This window comes from Streptomyces sp. NPDC005799, from assembly GCF_040630525.1.
GTDB classification, from domain to species: Bacteria; Actinomycetota; Actinomycetes; order Streptomycetales; family Streptomycetaceae; genus Streptomyces; species Streptomyces griseorubiginosus_B.
In genome coordinates this window covers 1-14,760 of record NZ_JBEXXQ010000073.1, presented here as the reverse complement: position 1 = coordinate 14,760, position 14,760 = coordinate 1, and the positions used below count along the sequence as shown (strand labels likewise).

The following is a 14,760-nucleotide window of genomic DNA, read 5'->3' as shown; positions in this document are numbered from 1 at the left end:
CGCCCCGAAGGGGCGTGGGGCTGTGACATTCGCGGCTCCGCCGCGTGGGCGCGACCAGCCACGACGGCGCCGCAGCCGACCGACGACGGCTGCCCGCACATCCAGCGGAGCGCTCAACGCGACCGGCGTCGCCGGGCCGGCCGTGGTCCCGGTCGCTTTGCGATCCCGACGGTCATCAGAGCGATGTCGATGTACCGCTCCGCCACGTCGTCCGGGGTCAAAGGCCCGTCGGCGGAGTACCAGCGCCCCACCGACTGGCACATCCCGAGAAGCGCCCTCGCGGTTTCGTGAGGATCGTGGGGGGTGAAGAATCCTTCCCGGGTCCCGGTGTCGATGATCTCGACCAGGACGTTCTCCACGTCCTTGCGGCGAGCGGCGTACCGCTGGCGATTGCGGGGCGAGAGATAGCGCAGTTCCTGATCCAATGCGGCCAGACGCGTGCGGTGGGCCATATGCAGCACCACGGCGCGGATGACGTTGACGAACTGCAGGTCGGGCCGGTCCGGTGTCTCCTCAGCCGCGCTGCGCACCCGCCAGGCGACCTCGCCGGTCCCGACCTCGAGCAGCGCGGCGAAGAGGCCTTCCTTGCTCTCGTGGTGGTAGTACAGCGCGGGCACGGTGAGCCCGACGCGCCGGGCTATGTCGCGCACGGTCGCGCCGTGGTAGCCGTTCTCGTACATCACGTCGAGTGCCGCGGCCAGGATGGGGCTCAGCTCGAGCGGGCCGAAGTGCAGCCAGTCGTCCTTGGTGTCTGGCTCGGCCGAGCCCTGCATCGCTTCCTCCCTGCGCCGGCCGACAGGATATCCGGCTCGCGGACGTGTCAGCGAGGTGCCATGCGGATGGCACCGTCCAGGCGGATGGTCTCGCCGTTGAGCATGGCGTTCTCGACGATGTGGCGGGCCAGTGCGGCGTACTCGGCGGGATCGCCGAGCCGGGACGGATGAGGCACCTGGGCGCCGAGCGAGGTGATCGCCTCGTCCGACAGCGTGGCGAACAGAGGGGTGCGGAAAAGGCCGGGGGCGATGGTTGCCACGCGGATATTCAGGTCGGCCAGGTCACGGGCGATCGGTAGGGTCATGCCGACAATGCCGCCCTTGGAGGCGGAATAGGCGGCCTGCCCGATCTGCCCGTCGAACGCGGCGACCGAGGCGGTGGTGATGATGACACCTCGTTCCTCACCCACCGGCTCGGACTGAGCGATGCGTTCGGCGGCGAGCCGGATCACGTTGAACGTGCCGATCAGGTTGACGTTGAGGACCCGGGTGAAGTCGGCCAGCGGGAAGACGCCCTTCTTGCCCACGGTCCTGACTGCGCTGCCGATGCCGGCGCAGTTAACCGCGACCCGCAGCGGGCCGAACGCCTCTGCCGCGTCCAGTGCGGCGGCCACTTGTGCCTCGTCGGTGACATCGGCGGCGGCGAACGCCGTCCCGTCGCCCAGTTCCTCAACAACGGACTCTCCCGGGGACGAGGGCAGGTCCACGATGACCACCTTCGCGCCGTGGCCGTGCAGTTCCCTGGCTGTCGCGAGCCCCAGGCCCGACGCGCCCCCGGTCACCAGTGCGACGGTGTCCTTGACGTCCATGTACGACTCCTCTCGTGTTCAGTCCACGAGCCGGTTCAGCCGGCCCGTGATGAGTTCTTCGGCCTCGTCGACGATTCGCCCGATCAGGTCGGCCACCGTCGGGATGTCCCTGATCAGTCCCTGGACCAGACCGGCGGTCCAGACGCCGAGGTCGAGGTCACCGGTCTCGAAGACCTTCCGGCCCCGGGCGCCCGCGACGAGCTCCCGGACGTCCTCGAACGCGCCGCCCCGCTCCAGGACCGCGACGACCTCGCGGGACACCTGGTTGCTCGCGACCCGGGCGGTGTTGCGCAGTGGGCGGAAGATCAGCTCGGTGTCCCGTTCGGACGCCTCCACCAGGTGCCGTTTGACGTTCTCGTGCACCGGCGCCTCGGTGGTCGCCAGGAAGCGCGTGCCCATGCTGATGCCGTCGGCGCCCAGCGCCAGCGCGGCCACGAGACCGCGCGCGTCACCGAAGCCGCCGGAGGCGACCATCGGGATGGTGATCTCCTCCGCCGCGGCGGGGATGAGTATCAGACCCGGGATGTCGTCCTCGCCCGGATGCCCGGCGCACTCGAATCCGTCGATCGTGATCCCGTCCACGCCGAGTTCCTGAGCTCTGACCGCATGCCGGACGCTGGTGCACTTGTGCAGCACCTTCACCCCGCCCGAGCGGAACGCGGCCATGTGTTCTGCGGGGTTGGAGCCGGCGGTCTCCACCACCGGTACTCCTGACTCCACGATCACGTCGCGGTACTCCGCGTACGGCGGCGGACTGATCGACGGGAGGATCGTCAGGTTCACCCCGAACGGTTTGTCGGTGAGCCCGCGGCAACGGGCGATCTCCGCGGCCAGTGCTTCCGGTGTCGGCTGGGTCAGCGCGGTGATGAATCCGAGGCCGCCGGCGTTGGCCACGGCCGCGGTCAGCTCGGCCCGGCCGACCCACTGCATCCCGCCCTGCACGATCGGGTGCTCGACGTCGAACACCTCGGTGAACCTGGTGCGCACGCTTGACCGCCTCTCCTGAGGTACTGGAGAACCCCACCATACTTAGCGAGCGCTAGGTAGGAATGTGAGACACCTCTCCTTGACGGGCCTTCAGGAACTTAGCGATCGTTAGGTAAGGGGCAACGAGGAGGACTTCATGACCGCCGCAGTCATCGTCGACGCGATCCGTACTCCCTCCGGCAAGGGCAAGCCGGGTGGACAGCTCTCCGGTGTCCATCCGACCGACCTGCTCAGTCATGTCCTGCGTGAACTGGTCCGGCGAACCGGGGTTGATCCCGCCGTCGTCGACGACGTGATCGGCGGCTGTGTCGGCCAGGCGGGCGAGCAGGCGCTCAACATCACCCGGTCGGCCGTGCTCGGCGCCGGTCTCCCGGAATCCGTTCCGGCGACGACGATCGACAGGCAGTGCGGATCCAGCCAGCAGGCCGCCCACTTCGCCGCGCAGGGCATCCTGGCCGGGGCCTACGACGTCGTCATCGCGTGCGGGGTCGAGTCGATGAGCCGGATCCCCATGGGAACGCCGTCCATGGGGCAGGACGCGGCGGGCACCGGCGTCGCCGCACGCTATCCCGACGGTCTGGTGAACCAGGGTGTCTCGGCCGAACTGATCGCCGGGCGGTGGAAACTGAGCAGGGAGGACCTCGACGAGTACTCGGCACGTTCGCACGCGCGCGCGGCGGCCACCGCGGCCGCCGGCGGTTTCGACAGCGAGATCGTCCCGGTCCCCGTCCTGGGCGCGGAGCAGGCGGCCGTGCTCGACGAGACGGTCCGCGCCAGCACCACCCCGGCCGGGCTGGCCGGCCTCAGGCCGTCCTTCCGTGACGAGGAGACCGGCTGCCGGTTCCCCGAGATCGACTGGAAGATCACCCCGGGCAATTCGTCGCCGCTCACCGACGGAGCCTCCGCGGTCCTCGTGATGAGCGAGAAGAGGGCGAACGAGCTGGGCCTGCGCCCGCGGGCGAGGTTCCACAGCTTCGCCGTCACCGGCAGCGACCCGTTGCTGATGCTGACCGGGGTCGTCCCCGCCACGCAGAAGCTGCTGGCACGAGCCGGCCTGAGGATCGAGGACATCGACGCGTACGAGGTCAACGAGGCGTTCGCACCCGTGCCCCTGATGTGGCAGCGCGAACTGGACGCGGACCCGGAGCGGCTCAACCCACGGGGTGGCGCGATCGCGCTGGGACACCCCCTCGGCGCCTCCGGCACGCGGCTGCTGACCACGCTGCTCAACCACCTCGAGGCCACGGGCGGCCGCTACGGCCTGCAGACCATGTGCGAGGGCGGCGGCATGGCCAACGCCACCCTGATCGAACGTCTTTAGGAGCACCGATGGATCGCACCCTGTTCACCGACGACCACGACGTCTACCGGGAGCTGGTCGAGGAGTTCGTCACCCGGGAGGTCACGCCCAACCTGTCGCGCTGGGACGAGGAAAGGCTGATCGACCGTCCGGTCTGGCTCGCCGCGGGCAAGCAGGGCGTCATCGGCCTCAGCGTCCCGCAGGAGTACGGCGGCGGCGGGCAACCCGACTACCGCTACCAGGTCGTGGTGATCGAGGAGTTCGCCAAGGCCGGCGCGACGTCCCTGATCTCCAGCTTCTCATTGCAGGACAACATCATCGTGCCCTACGTCGCCGACCTCGGCACCGATGAGCAGAAGCAGGGATGGCTGACCGGCATGGCCCGCGGCGAACTGATCGGTGCCATCGCCATGACCGAACCCGGAGCGGGCAGCGACCTGCAGGGCATACGCGCCACCGCGGTCCGCGACGGCGACGAATGGGTCGTCAACGGCCAGAAGACGTTCATCACCAGCGGGATCAACGCCGACTTCGTCATCGTCGTGGCCCGGACCGACCCGGACGCCGGCTCCCGCGGCTTCAGTCTCGTCGTCGTCGAGACCGGTACCCCGGGCTTCACCCGCGGGCGCAAGCTGGACAAGGTCGGCCTCCAGGCCCAGGACACCGCCGAGCTCTTCTTCGACGAGGTCCGGGTGCCGGCGGCAAACCTGCTCGGCACCGAAGGCCGCGGCTTCGCCCACCTCATGGAGCGGCTGCCGCTCGAGCGGCTGTCGATCGGCACCGCCGCCCTGGCGAGTGCCGAGGCCGTCTTCGCCGAGACCAGGCGGTACTGTTTCGAGCGGCGCGCGTTCGGCCGCCCGATCGGGGACTTCCAGAACACCCGGTTCGTCCTCGCCGAGATGGCCACCGAACTCGACGTCACCAGGGCGTACCACGACGCCGCCGTGCTGGCGCTGAACGAGGGACGGCTGTCCGCGGTCGACGCCGCGAAGGCCAAGTGGTGGATCACCGAACTCCAGAAGCGCGTGATCGACCGGTGCGTGCAGCTGCACGGTGGCTACGGTTACATGCTCGAGTACCCGGTCGCGCGAGCGTTCGTCGACTCGCGCATCCAGACGATCTACGGCGGCACCACCGAGATCATGAAGGAGATCATCGGCCGCGACCTCGCACGGTCGGAGGGCTGACATGACCGGACCACTGACCGGCCTGCGTGTCGTCGAGCTCGCGGGCATCGGCCCCGGCCCGCACGCCGCGATGGTCCTCGCCGACCTGGGCGCCGACGTCGTACGGGTGGAGCGGCCGGGAACCGCGGAGCGGGACGCGCTGCTCCGCGGGCGCCGCTCGGTCCACGCCGACCTGAAGACGGAACACGGGCTCGACCTGGTGCGGCGTCTGGTGGGGAAAGCCGACGTGCTCGTCGAAGGCTACCGACCGGGCGTCGCCGAGCGGCTGGGCATCGGTCCCGACGACTGCCTCGCGCTCAATCCACGCCTCGTCTACGGGCGGATGACAGGGTGGGGACAGGACGGTCCGCTCGCGTCACGGGCCGGGCACGACCTGAACTACATCGCCCTCACCGGGGCGCTGCACGCGATCGGCAGGCCCGGTGAACGCCCGGTACCGCCCCTCAACCTCGTCGGGGACTTCGGCGGTGGCTCGATGCTGCTGCTCACCGGGATCCTGGCCGCGCTGTGGGAGCGGGAGCGCTCCGGGCAGGGCCAGGTCGTCGACGCGGCGATGGTCGACGGGGTAAGCCTGCTGCTGCAGATGGTGTGGGCCATGCGCGCCCAGGAAAACTGGAGCGACACCCGAGGCACCAACATCCTCGACGGCGGCGCACCGTACTACGACACGTATGAGTGTTCCGACGGCCGGTATGTGGCCGTCGGAGCCATCGAGCCGCAGTTCTACGCACAGCTGTTGAGCGGACTCGGGCTGGACCCGGCGGAGCTGCCCGACCAGACGGACCGCGTCGGATGGCCGACGCTGCGGTCGCGGATCGCCGAATCGTTCCACACCGGGCCACGGGACCACTGGGTGAAGGTCTTCGCCGACACCGACGCGTGCGTCACGCCGGTACTGACCTTCGAGGAGGCCCGCCGGCATCCGCACCTCACCGCGCGGGGCACGCTGACGGAACTCGACGGCGTGCCCCAGCCCGCACCGGCACCGCGATTCTCCAGGACCGTCCCCCAGATGCCCGCGCGCCCGCCCGTCCCCGACGCGGACACTGGTGCGGTGTCTGTCGACTGGCAGATCTGAGCGGACGGGGATGTCCACGGTCCCCTTGGACACCGACATGACCGCCGGGATGCCGCCCGAGGACACGGTCGACCCCGCCGACGTCGCAGCTCAGGCGCTGCATGCGAGCGAGCAGGGCACCCCGGAGATCCTGGCCGACGGGCTCACCGGCAGGACAGCAGGAACTGTCCGCCGCCCCCGCCGCACAGGCGTAGCGTCGCCGGAGGTCCGTCGTCGGATCGCCCCTCAGGCGGCGGGAGTGCCTGGAACCGTACTGTCCGGTCGCCCGTCGCTGTCTTGGACCGGGTGCCCTGGAAAGACCAGATCGGCTCTCCCGACTCCGGCCGGCTGCCAGGCTCGGCGCTCACGTCGCCGGTGACGTTGAATGGAAGCTTGTGCCGGTGGGGGAGGACAACCGGCTGGCGGCACGCGCTGTGACCCGACCTGCCCGCCTGTTCTTCGACTGCGAACCGGCCCCTGCATCGCCTGTCGGCCGTATCGTGAGGTGTCGTCCAGGCAGGAAGGGGTGTCGGTGGAGCCGGTGGCGCACAGCGGGACCGTCGCGGCAGGGCCCGGAAGCGGGACCGGGGCGAGCCTGCCGCAGGCCTCGGGGACCCGGAGCGGGCGTCCGCGTGTCACTTCGCGGGCGGAGTTGGAGCGGCTGGGCTTCGAACTCTTCGCTGGGCAGGGGTTCGACGCCACCACGGTCGAGGACATCGCACGCTCCGCGGGTATCGGCCGACGTACGTTCTTCCGGTATTTCGCGTCCAAGAACGATCTGGTCTGGGGTGATTTCGAGCAGCAGCTCGTCGGCTTCCGCGATCTGCTGAACACCATGGATCCGGAGGTCCCGGTCGTGGACGCCCTGCGCGAAGCCGTCGTCGAGTTCAACCGGTTCGACGACACCGTTGTGCCATGGCACCGGCAGCGCATGCAACTCATCCTGTCCGTACCCGCGCTCCAGGCCGACGCCACCCTGCGCTACTACTCATGGCGGCGCATCGTCGCCGAGTTCACGGCCCGGCGTATGGGCCTGGCGCCCTCGGACATGCTGCCACGGTTCTTCGGTCACGCGGCACTCGCCGCGGCCATCGCCGCGTATGAACACTGGCTGGCCGACGAGGACGCCTGCCTGGCCGAACTGCTCGACCGGCTGATGCGGCAGCTGGCCGACGGACTCGGCGCGTTGTAGCGCCTGTCGGCAGCGCGCAGGGGAAGGGTCAGGATAGGCCGGAAACGATGGCGTGGGCGACGAGTTCACCCACGAGTACCGCGGTGGCTGCCGGCCCGCGCTGGGGGGCGTCGGGGAGCAGAGAGGTGTCGGCCACCCGCAGGTCACGAACACCGTGGACGCGCCCGTACTGGTCAGCGGCAGCGTGCCGTGCATCGTCCGGGTGGCCCATCGGGACCGTGCCGCACGTGTGCTGGGCCGTCCCGAGACGGGTTTCGATCCAGTGGTTCAGCTTTCGGTCGTCATCGAGGATCGCCGGGCCGACATCGACGAGCCCGTGCGCGACGGCTTCGAACGGCTCGGTGCCGAAGAGCGCGGCGGTGGTGCGCACGGCGTCACGCAGAGGACGATAGTCGTCCGCGGCGGAGAGATAGCCGTAGTCGATGTCCGGGGGAGTGACCGGGTCGGCGGACCGGATGCGCAGGCGGCCGGACCGGCGAGGCGCGAGCGCGGAGACCAGCAGAGGCAGCGGGGCACCTGGGGCATCCACCGTGCCGCCGACGAGCCCCGCCATGGGAACCAGGGACTGCAGGATCTCGAGATCGCCCGGCCCGTCCGAACCGGCAGGAGCGCAGCCGGTTCCCCCGGCGGCAGAGCGCAGGTGCAGACAGCCGCCGAGCCAGGAACCGGAAGGGGCGCCGAGCTCCTCGCGCGGGGTCCATTCCAGGACGAGTTGGGGATGGTCGCTGATCTGCGCGCCGACGGCGGAAGCGTCCCGCACCACGGGGATGCCGAGGCGTTCGAGGTCGGCGCGGGGGCCGATGCCGGAGAGCTGGAGCACATGGGGTGAGGCCAGGGCGCCGGCACACAGCACGACCGCACCGCCGTCCACCCGGGTGATGGCGCCGCCGCGCTCGACGACGACGCCCGTGGCGCGGCCCCGTTCGACAACGACCCGGTGGACTCGGCAGCCGCCCCGGACGTCGAGGCCGGGGCGGTCGAGCACGTCCGGGGGAAGGTAGGCGAGCCCGCTGTTCCCGCGTACCCCGTCGACGACATTGGCCGGCACGGGACCGAACCCCGGCGGCTCCTGGTCGTTCTTGTCATGCTCGGCGGGGTGGCCCAGCGCACGGGCCGCACCGCGGAACGCCGCGGCGGCGGGGTGGTCGAGACGGCCGCGGCGAATGCGCATGGGACCGTCGCCGCCGTGCAGGTCGCTCGCTCCGAAGTCCAGATCGGACTCCAGTTTCCGCAACAGGGGCAGGACTTGGCCGTAGGCCCAGGCGGGGTTGCCCAAGGCCGCCCAGCGGTCGAAGTCCTCACGCCGTGCGCGGATGAAATACCCCCCATTGACCGTGGTCGAGCCGCCGAGGACGCGCCCGCGCGGGACCTGCCACGGGCGCCGCGGAGTGAGGCGCACATGGTGAGCGGTTATGTCCGGATGGCCCGGCCGAGCTCCGGGGATCAACCGCGCGTCCAGCAGTTCCGGACCGAATCCGGCGAGACCGCGGGGGACTCGCCCCGCCTCCAACAGCAGCACCTTCAGCCCGGGAACCTCGGTCAGCCGTGACGCGAGCGTCGCACCGGCCGCCCCCGCGCCGACCACGATCACATCGGGGCGGGAACGCGTCACTGCCGCGCCTTTATGACCGTCGTCTCCATGTGAAACGGGGCCGTTGACGAGGCTTCATCCGGTTCGGTGGACAACAACATCTGCACACCCCTTCCATTTTGGCACGGCATGCCAATACTCTCCGACTGTACCCACGGCACGGCGGTGAACCGCACAACACCCGGTAATTCCCCAACCGGAGGCCATAGTTGTCCGCCGTGGTCCACGGCGCGCCTCCCACTCCCTCCGCACCTGTCACGGCACACCACGTGGCTCCGTGATTCCCACCCACACATTTGGCACCAACCAGGGAGAACACATGAATGACGTCTCGTCGACGACACCGGAGACCGAGGCCGCCCGCCTCCCGGGGGACATCGCGCCCGGATCCCCGGAAGCGTCCGCCCCGCTCATCGAGGCGGACGACCTGATCGAGGAGGTCTCGATCGACGGCATGTGCGGTGTCTACTAAGGACTTGCCGGCCATGACTCCCCTGCCTCCCGAACTCGACCGAGCCTGGGCGCTGCACCCTCAGGTCTCGGTACGGCCGGAACCCTTCGGCGCGCTGCTGTACCACTTCGGTACCCGGCAGCTCTCCTTCCTCAAGGACGTCAGGCTGCTCACGGTCGTCCGGACGCTCGAGAGTGCGGCCACCGCGCGCGCGGCCTGCGCGGCCGCCGGCGTGGCGGAGCAGGACCTGCCGCGCTACGGGCGGGCGCTCGCCGCCCTCGCCAGGTCGTCGATGGTCGTCGAAAGGACTCCGATCCCATGACCCCAGTCCCCGGCACGCTGCGGCCGGCCCCAGGCACCGAACGTCTGGTGGATCTCTTCGAGCGCGGCCTCGCCGCCCCGATCTGTCTCACCTGGGAACTCACCTACGCCTGCAATCTGTCCTGCAGTCACTGTCTGTCCAGCTCCGGGCGCCGCGACCCGCGCGAGCTGACCACGGCGGAAGCCCGGGCCGTCATCGACGAACTGGAGGCCATGCAGGTCTTCTACGTCAACATCGGTGGTGGCGAGCCCACGACTCGCCCGGACTTCTTCGAACTCCTCGACTACGCCACCGCACACCACGTGGGAGTGAAGTTCTCCACCAACGGGGTACGCATCACACCCGAGGCCGCCCGTCGCCTGGCCGATGACGACTACGTGGACGTGCAGATCTCGCTCGACGGCGCGACACGCGGGGTCAACGATGTGGTACGCGGGCCCGGTTCGTACGACACGGCACTTCGCGCGATGGGCAACCTCAGCGATGCCGGGATGGCGAACTTCAAGCTCTCCGTCGTGTGCACTCGTCACAACATTCCGCAGATGGACGAGTTCAAGGCCATCGCCGACCGCTACGGAGCCCAGCTGAGGCTGACCCGGCTGCGGCCGTCGGGGCGCGGCGCGGACGTGTGGGACGAGCTGCACCCGCGACCGGAGCAGCAACGGCAGCTGTACGACTGGCTGATGGAGCACGGTGACAGTGTTCTGACCGGCGACTCCTTCTTCCACCTCTCCGCGTACGGCAAGGCGTTGCCCGGCCTGAACCTGTGCGGAGCCGGACGGGTGGTGTGTCTGATCGACCCGGTCGGAGACGTGTACGCCTGTCCGTTCGCCATCCACGACGACTTTCTCGCGGGTAATGTGCGCACGCCCGGTGGCTTCGCCGCGGTCTGGCGCGATTCCGGGCTCTTCCACCGGCTGCGCGCACCGCAGCACGGCGGAGCGTGCGCGTCCTGTGCCTTCTACGACAGCTGCAAGGGCGGGTGCCTGGCGGCCAAGTTCTTCACCGGGCTGCCGCTGGACGGCCCCGACCCCGAATGCGTCCAGGGTCACGGCGAACATCTGCTGGCCGACCGCTCCAAGGGCGCCGGCCACCTGCCCAAGCCGTCCGGTGACCACTCCCACCGCAAGGAACCCGCACGCCGTCCCGGCACCGTCGACCTCGTGCTGACCCGCCGTCCGGACCTGGCCGCACCGCCCGTCGCCGCGTGTGCCGAAAATCCTCTCGCCGGACTGCGCACCGACTGACCCGACGGCTGGGCGACACCACATCCGAGTACTTCGAAAACTGTACGGAGAGGCCGTATATGGGCAGGAACCCCTGGTTCGAGACCGTCGCCGAAGCGCAACGCCGTGCGCGCAAACGACTCCCGAGCTCGGTCTACGGCGCGCTCGTCGCAGGTTCGGAGCGAGGGCGCACCGTGGACGACAACAACGAGGCATTCGCCGAACTCGGCTTCGCCCCACGTATCGTGGGCCATCACGCGGAGCGCGATCTGTCCACCACCGTCCTCGGAACACCGTCCGCGATCCCCGTGGTCATCTCACCGACAGGCGTTCAGGCGGTGCACCCCGACGGAGAGGTGGCGGTCGCCCGCGCCGCGGCGAACCGTGGCGTCATCATGGGCTTGAGCTCCTTCGCGAGCAAGCCCGTCGAGGAGGTGACCGCGGCCAACCCGAACACGTTCTTCCAGATGTACTGGTCGGGCACCCGGGAGACGATGGTCCAGCGGATGGAGCGGGCGCGGGCCTCCGGTGCCAGAGCGCTGATCGCCACTCTGGACTGGTCGTTCTCCAACGGACGGGACTGGGGCAGTCCGAGCATCCCCGACCGGATCGATCTCAGAACGATGCTGAGGTTCGCCCCCGAAGTGGCGCGGCACCCCCGATGGCTGTGGTCCTTCGCACGGGCCGGGCGAGTACCCGATCTCACCACACCGAACCTCCGCTCGCCCGAGGGCGGCGTTCCGACCTTCTTCGGCGCCTACGGCGAGTGGATGCAGACCACTCCCCCGACCTGGGACGACATCAAGTGGATGCGGGAGGAGTGGGGAGGCCCGTTCCTGCTCAAGGGGGTCAGCCGGGTCGACGATGCCAAGCGGGCGGTCGACGCCGGTGTGACGGGCATCTCCGTTTCCAACCACGGCGGCAACAACCTCGACACCACACCCGCCACCATCCGCCTGCTCCCTGAGGTGGCCAAGGCTGTCGGCCACACGGTGGAGGTTCTCCTCGACGGGGGCGTACGCCGCGGCGGTGACGTGGCGAAGGCCCTGGCGCTGGGCGCGAGGGCGGTGCTCATCGGCCGCGCATACCTCTGGGGGCTCGCGGCCAACGGGCAGGCAGGCGTGGAGAACGTCCTCGACATCATGCGCGGTGGACTCGATTCCGCCGTCCTCGGCCTCGGCCGGGCCTCGGTCCACGAACTGTCGCCGGACGACCTCGTCGTCCCGGACGGATTCACGCGCATCGCCGGACCGAACGGCTGACCATGCCGACAGACCGTCACCAGGCAGCCCGCCCCGCACCGCTGGCACACCTCACCTGGCCAAAGGTACCCGCGAACCCGCTGGTACTGGTGCCGGTGGGCGCCACCGAGCAGCACGGGCCGCATCTGCCCCTGCACACGGACAGCGTCATCGCCACCGCGGTGGCGCGGTCGGTCGCGGCCGAGTTGTCCGCCGTACTCGCTCCGACCATCGCCTACGGCGCCAGCGGAGAGCACGCCGGCTTCCCCGGGACGGTCTCCATCGGCCGCGACGCGCTGCGCGTCGTGCTCGTGGAGACCGTCCGCTCGCTGTCCACATGGGCCGGCCGCACCGTCTTCGTCAACGGACACGGCGGCAATGTGTCCACTCTCGACGCGGCCGTCGGCAGCCTCCGCCACGAAGGCCATGACGTGGCCTGGCTGGGCTGTGAAGTACCCGGCGGGGATGCCCACGCGGGGCGGACCGAGACCTCACTGATGCTGCATCTGGCCCCTGCCGACGTCCGCCTCGCCGAGGCCGTTCCCGGCGACACCCGCCCACTCGCCGACCTGCTGCCGGAGCTGATGGCCCAGGGTGTGAGACATGTGTCGCCCACCGGCGTGCTCGGCGACCCCGCCGGAGCGACCGCGTCCGAGGGCCGGGCCCTGCTCGCGTCCATGGTGTCGGCCGCCCTGAGCCGCGTCAGCGCGGGCTGCACGGGCAGGCACGGCCGACTCGTCGCGACATCTGAGGAGTGCGTCTGCGTACCGCCCTGCCGAGGCGGTTCCCTCACATCCGCTCCGCCCGCAACGCTGCCGAAGGAGGGCCACTCGTGACACTGCCGCATGGCTTCAGGGTCGTCCTCGACGACCGTACCCGGATACTCGACGAAGGGCGGGCACTCCTCGGCGGACACCCCACCCGGCTGCTCCGGCTCAGCCCTCGCGCCCGGACGCTGCTGTCCGGACGCGAGCTTCGCGTACGGGACGAGGCCGGAGCGTTCCTCGCGGACCGCCTTCTGGATGCGGGCCTCGCACACCCCTCACCGGAGCCGGGCACGACGGACGTAAGGGGAGACGGACCGGTCTGCACATACGTCGTCCCGGTGCGCGACCGCCCCCGGCAACTCGACCGCCTACTGGCGAGCATCCCCTCCGGTGCCCCGGTAGTGATCGTGGACGACGCCTCGCGAAGCCCCGACCACATCGCCCGGGTCGCAGCGCGGCACGGTGCACGGCTGCTGCTGCTGCCGGTCAATCTCGGTCCGGCCGGTGCCCGCAATGCCGGACTGAGCCTTGTCACCACGCCCTTCGTCGCCTTCGTCGACTCGGATGTCGTGCTGTCGCCCACCACCGTGCCCACCCTGCTGGACTGCTTCGCCGATCCGCGCGTCGCCCTGGCCGCGCCACGGATCGCCGGCCTCGACACGGGAGACACCACCGGTTGGCTCGGCCGCTACGAGAACGCCCGGTCGTCCCTCGACCTGGGGAGCAGACCGGCCGCCGTCCGCTCCGGCACGCCGGTCTCCTGGGTGCCGAGCGCCTGTGTGGTCGTCCGTACCGATGCCTTCGCCGCCGCCGCGGGATTCGACGCCCGCATGCGCGTCGGAGAGGACGTCGACCTGTGCTGGCGACTTGAGCGGGACGGATGGCGTCTGCGCTATGAACCCACCGCGCAGGCCGCCCACGAGCACCGGACGCGGCTCACCGCCTGGATCCGGCGGAAGGCGTTCTACGGTACCGGCGCGCACCCGATCGCCAAGCGCCATCCCGGGTACGCCGCGCCTGTCGTGCTGGCGCCCTGGAGCGCCGCGCTGCTGCTCGCCCTGCTCGCGCAGCGACGATGGTCCCTCCCGGCGGCCGGCGTCGTCTGCGCGGTCACCACCGGGCGGATCGCCGGGAAGCTGCGGGGAACCGACCGGCCGTGGCGCCACGCGGTGCGGCTCATCGCCAACGGGGGAGTGGTCACGCTGCTGCAGGGCGGGTCCCTGATCACCCGACACTGGTGGCCGCTCGCCGCCGTCGGCTGTCTGGCGTCGAGCCGTCTGCGCCGTGCGGCTGCGGTGGCGGCCGTGGCGGACGTCGTCTGTGAGTACCGGTTCGGTGAGACGGGCCTGGATCCACTTCGCTACGGCATCGCACGCCGCCTCGACGATCTGGCCTACGGCGCCGGAGTATGGTATTCCGCCGTCAAAGGCCGCTCCACGGCGGCGCTACGCCCGTCCATGCGAATATCCGGTCGGCGTGCGTGCTGACCGGGGCGGACACCCGGCTGACGCCCCAGCCCGACCACGTCGGGCTGCTGCGCCCATGGCCATGGCACCTCCCTTCATGAACAGGACGGTGATCACTGCGAGCAACGCGAACGGAGTGCCGACGAGGAACCGGTCGTCGGTCGCGAAGCCATAGGCGTGCTCCAGGTGGATGATCCCCATCGCCGCGGGCAGAGTCGCCATGTCCAGGACACCGTGACTGGCCGACCGGCCGACCGACCGACTGGCCTTCGGCCGAGCCATACATCGAGGCTTTAGCCTTGATCCACCGACGGGATTTCGAAGTTCTCCGAGGGCGGGTTCTGGGCTTTCGGCTGGTGTGCGGGCAGGAGGTGTCCGCTGGTCTGCCCAG

At 70.1% G+C, this 14,760-nt stretch carries 14 protein-coding genes; 10 read left to right on the top strand and 4 right to left on the bottom strand.

Features of this window, described 5'->3' with window-relative positions:
- Nucleotides 1–113 precede the first annotated feature (113 nt).
- From ABZ453_RS44610 to ABZ453_RS44600, 3 genes are read right to left on the bottom strand one after another with little or no spacing between them, the layout of a single operon-like run.
- A complete protein-coding gene (locus ABZ453_RS44610; protein WP_359024791.1) occupies nt 114–773 on the bottom strand; it encodes a TetR/AcrR family transcriptional regulator in 660 nt (219 codons plus the stop codon).
- Nucleotides 774–820: 47 nt separating this feature from the next.
- Nucleotides 821–1,582, bottom strand: a complete 762-nt coding sequence (locus ABZ453_RS44605; protein ID WP_359024789.1) for a 3-hydroxyacyl-CoA dehydrogenase — start codon at nt 1,580–1,582, stop codon at nt 821–823.
- An 18-nt stretch (nt 1,583–1,600) separates the two neighbouring features.
- Complete coding sequence (locus ABZ453_RS44600) at nt 1,601–2,569, bottom strand: nitronate monooxygenase family protein (RefSeq protein ID WP_359024787.1); 969 nt, start codon at nt 2,567–2,569, stop codon at nt 1,601–1,603.
- 136 nt (nt 2,570–2,705) lie between these two features.
- Here ABZ453_RS44600 and ABZ453_RS44595 point away from each other — a divergent pair, with 136 nt between their 5' ends.
- The 4 genes from ABZ453_RS44595 (at nt 2,706) to mftR (ending at nt 7,305) form a co-directional block, all read left to right on the top strand.
- The gene (locus tag ABZ453_RS44595) at nt 2,706–3,890 is read left to right on the top strand and encodes a thiolase family protein (RefSeq protein WP_359024785.1); all 1,185 of its coding nucleotides are present in this window, start codon (nt 2,706–2,708) and stop codon (nt 3,888–3,890) included.
- 8 nt (nt 3,891–3,898) lie between these two features.
- On the top strand, nt 3,899–5,056 hold the full coding sequence (locus ABZ453_RS44590) for an acyl-CoA dehydrogenase family protein (protein WP_359024783.1): 1,158 nt from the start codon (nt 3,899–3,901) through the stop codon (nt 5,054–5,056).
- Nucleotide 5,057: 1 nt separating this feature from the next.
- A complete protein-coding gene (locus ABZ453_RS44585) occupies nt 5,058–6,134 on the top strand; it encodes a CaiB/BaiF CoA-transferase family protein (protein ID WP_359024781.1) in 1,077 nt (358 codons plus the stop codon).
- A gap of 484 nt (nt 6,135–6,618) precedes the next feature.
- Complete coding sequence (gene mftR, locus ABZ453_RS44580; protein ID WP_359024779.1) at nt 6,619–7,305, top strand: mycofactocin system transcriptional regulator; 687 nt, start codon at nt 6,619–6,621, stop codon at nt 7,303–7,305.
- A 28-nt stretch (nt 7,306–7,333) separates the two neighbouring features.
- Here the strand turns inward: mftR and ABZ453_RS44575 are convergent, their stop codons facing one another.
- Nucleotides 7,334–8,917, bottom strand: a complete 1,584-nt coding sequence (locus tag ABZ453_RS44575) for a GMC family oxidoreductase N-terminal domain-containing protein (protein WP_359024777.1) — start codon at nt 8,915–8,917, stop codon at nt 7,334–7,336.
- 298 nt (nt 8,918–9,215) lie between these two features.
- On the opposite strand from ABZ453_RS44575, the gene mftA reads away from it, so the two are divergent.
- Genes mftA through mftF form a run of 6 tightly spaced genes read left to right on the top strand, consistent with a single transcriptional unit; the run spans nt 9,216 to nt 14,390 of the window.
- Entirely contained in the window at nt 9,216–9,368 is a 153-nt protein-coding gene (gene mftA / locus ABZ453_RS44570; protein ID WP_359024775.1) for a mycofactocin precursor MftA, read from the top strand.
- A gap of 13 nt (nt 9,369–9,381) precedes the next feature.
- Complete coding sequence (gene mftB, locus ABZ453_RS44565) at nt 9,382–9,669, top strand: mycofactocin biosynthesis chaperone MftB (RefSeq protein ID WP_359024773.1); 288 nt, start codon at nt 9,382–9,384, stop codon at nt 9,667–9,669.
- Nucleotides 9,666–10,916, top strand: a complete 1,251-nt coding sequence (gene mftC, locus ABZ453_RS44560; RefSeq protein WP_359024771.1) for a mycofactocin radical SAM maturase — start codon at nt 9,666–9,668, stop codon at nt 10,914–10,916. Before mftB ends, mftC begins: the two co-directional genes overlap by 4 nt.
- A gap of 59 nt (nt 10,917–10,975) precedes the next feature.
- The gene (mftD, locus tag ABZ453_RS44555) at nt 10,976–12,157 is read left to right on the top strand and encodes a pre-mycofactocin synthase MftD (RefSeq protein WP_359024769.1); all 1,182 of its coding nucleotides are present in this window, start codon (nt 10,976–10,978) and stop codon (nt 12,155–12,157) included.
- A 2-nt stretch (nt 12,158–12,159) separates the two neighbouring features.
- The gene (gene mftE, locus ABZ453_RS44550) at nt 12,160–12,972 is read left to right on the top strand and encodes a mycofactocin biosynthesis peptidyl-dipeptidase MftE (protein ID WP_359024766.1); all 813 of its coding nucleotides are present in this window, start codon (nt 12,160–12,162) and stop codon (nt 12,970–12,972) included.
- Nucleotides 12,969–14,390 (top strand): mycofactocin biosynthesis glycosyltransferase MftF, encoded by a 1,422-nt coding sequence (gene mftF, locus ABZ453_RS44545; protein ID WP_359024764.1) that lies wholly within the window; start codon nt 12,969–12,971, stop codon nt 14,388–14,390. The genes mftE and mftF overlap by 4 nt, the downstream gene beginning before the upstream one ends.
- The last annotated feature ends 370 nt before the right edge of the window (nt 14,391–14,760 follow it).

Excerpts from the sequence above, each read along its gene's own strand:
- ABZ453_RS44610 (WP_359024791.1), bottom strand. The coding sequence starts at position 773 with ATGCAGGGCTCGGCCGAGCCAGACACCAAGGACGACTGGCTGCACTTC.
- ABZ453_RS44605 (WP_359024789.1), bottom strand. The coding sequence starts at position 1,582 with ATGGACGTCAAGGACACCGTCGCACTGGTGACCGGGGGCGCGTCGGGC.
- ABZ453_RS44595 (WP_359024785.1), top strand. The coding sequence starts at position 2,706 with ATGACCGCCGCAGTCATCGTCGACGCGATCCGTACTCCCTCCGGCAAG.
- ABZ453_RS44590 (WP_359024783.1), top strand. The coding sequence starts at position 3,899 with ATGGATCGCACCCTGTTCACCGACGACCACGACGTCTACCGGGAGCTG.
- ABZ453_RS44585 (WP_359024781.1), top strand. The coding sequence starts at position 5,058 with ATGACCGGACCACTGACCGGCCTGCGTGTCGTCGAGCTCGCGGGCATC.
- mftA (WP_359024775.1), top strand. The coding sequence starts at position 9,216 with ATGAATGACGTCTCGTCGACGACACCGGAGACCGAGGCCGCCCGCCTC.
- mftB (WP_359024773.1), top strand. The coding sequence starts at position 9,382 with ATGACTCCCCTGCCTCCCGAACTCGACCGAGCCTGGGCGCTGCACCCT.
- mftC (WP_359024771.1), top strand. The coding sequence starts at position 9,666 with ATGACCCCAGTCCCCGGCACGCTGCGGCCGGCCCCAGGCACCGAACGT.
- mftD (WP_359024769.1), top strand. The coding sequence starts at position 10,976 with ATGGGCAGGAACCCCTGGTTCGAGACCGTCGCCGAAGCGCAACGCCGT.
- mftE (WP_359024766.1), top strand. The coding sequence starts at position 12,160 with ATGCCGACAGACCGTCACCAGGCAGCCCGCCCCGCACCGCTGGCACAC.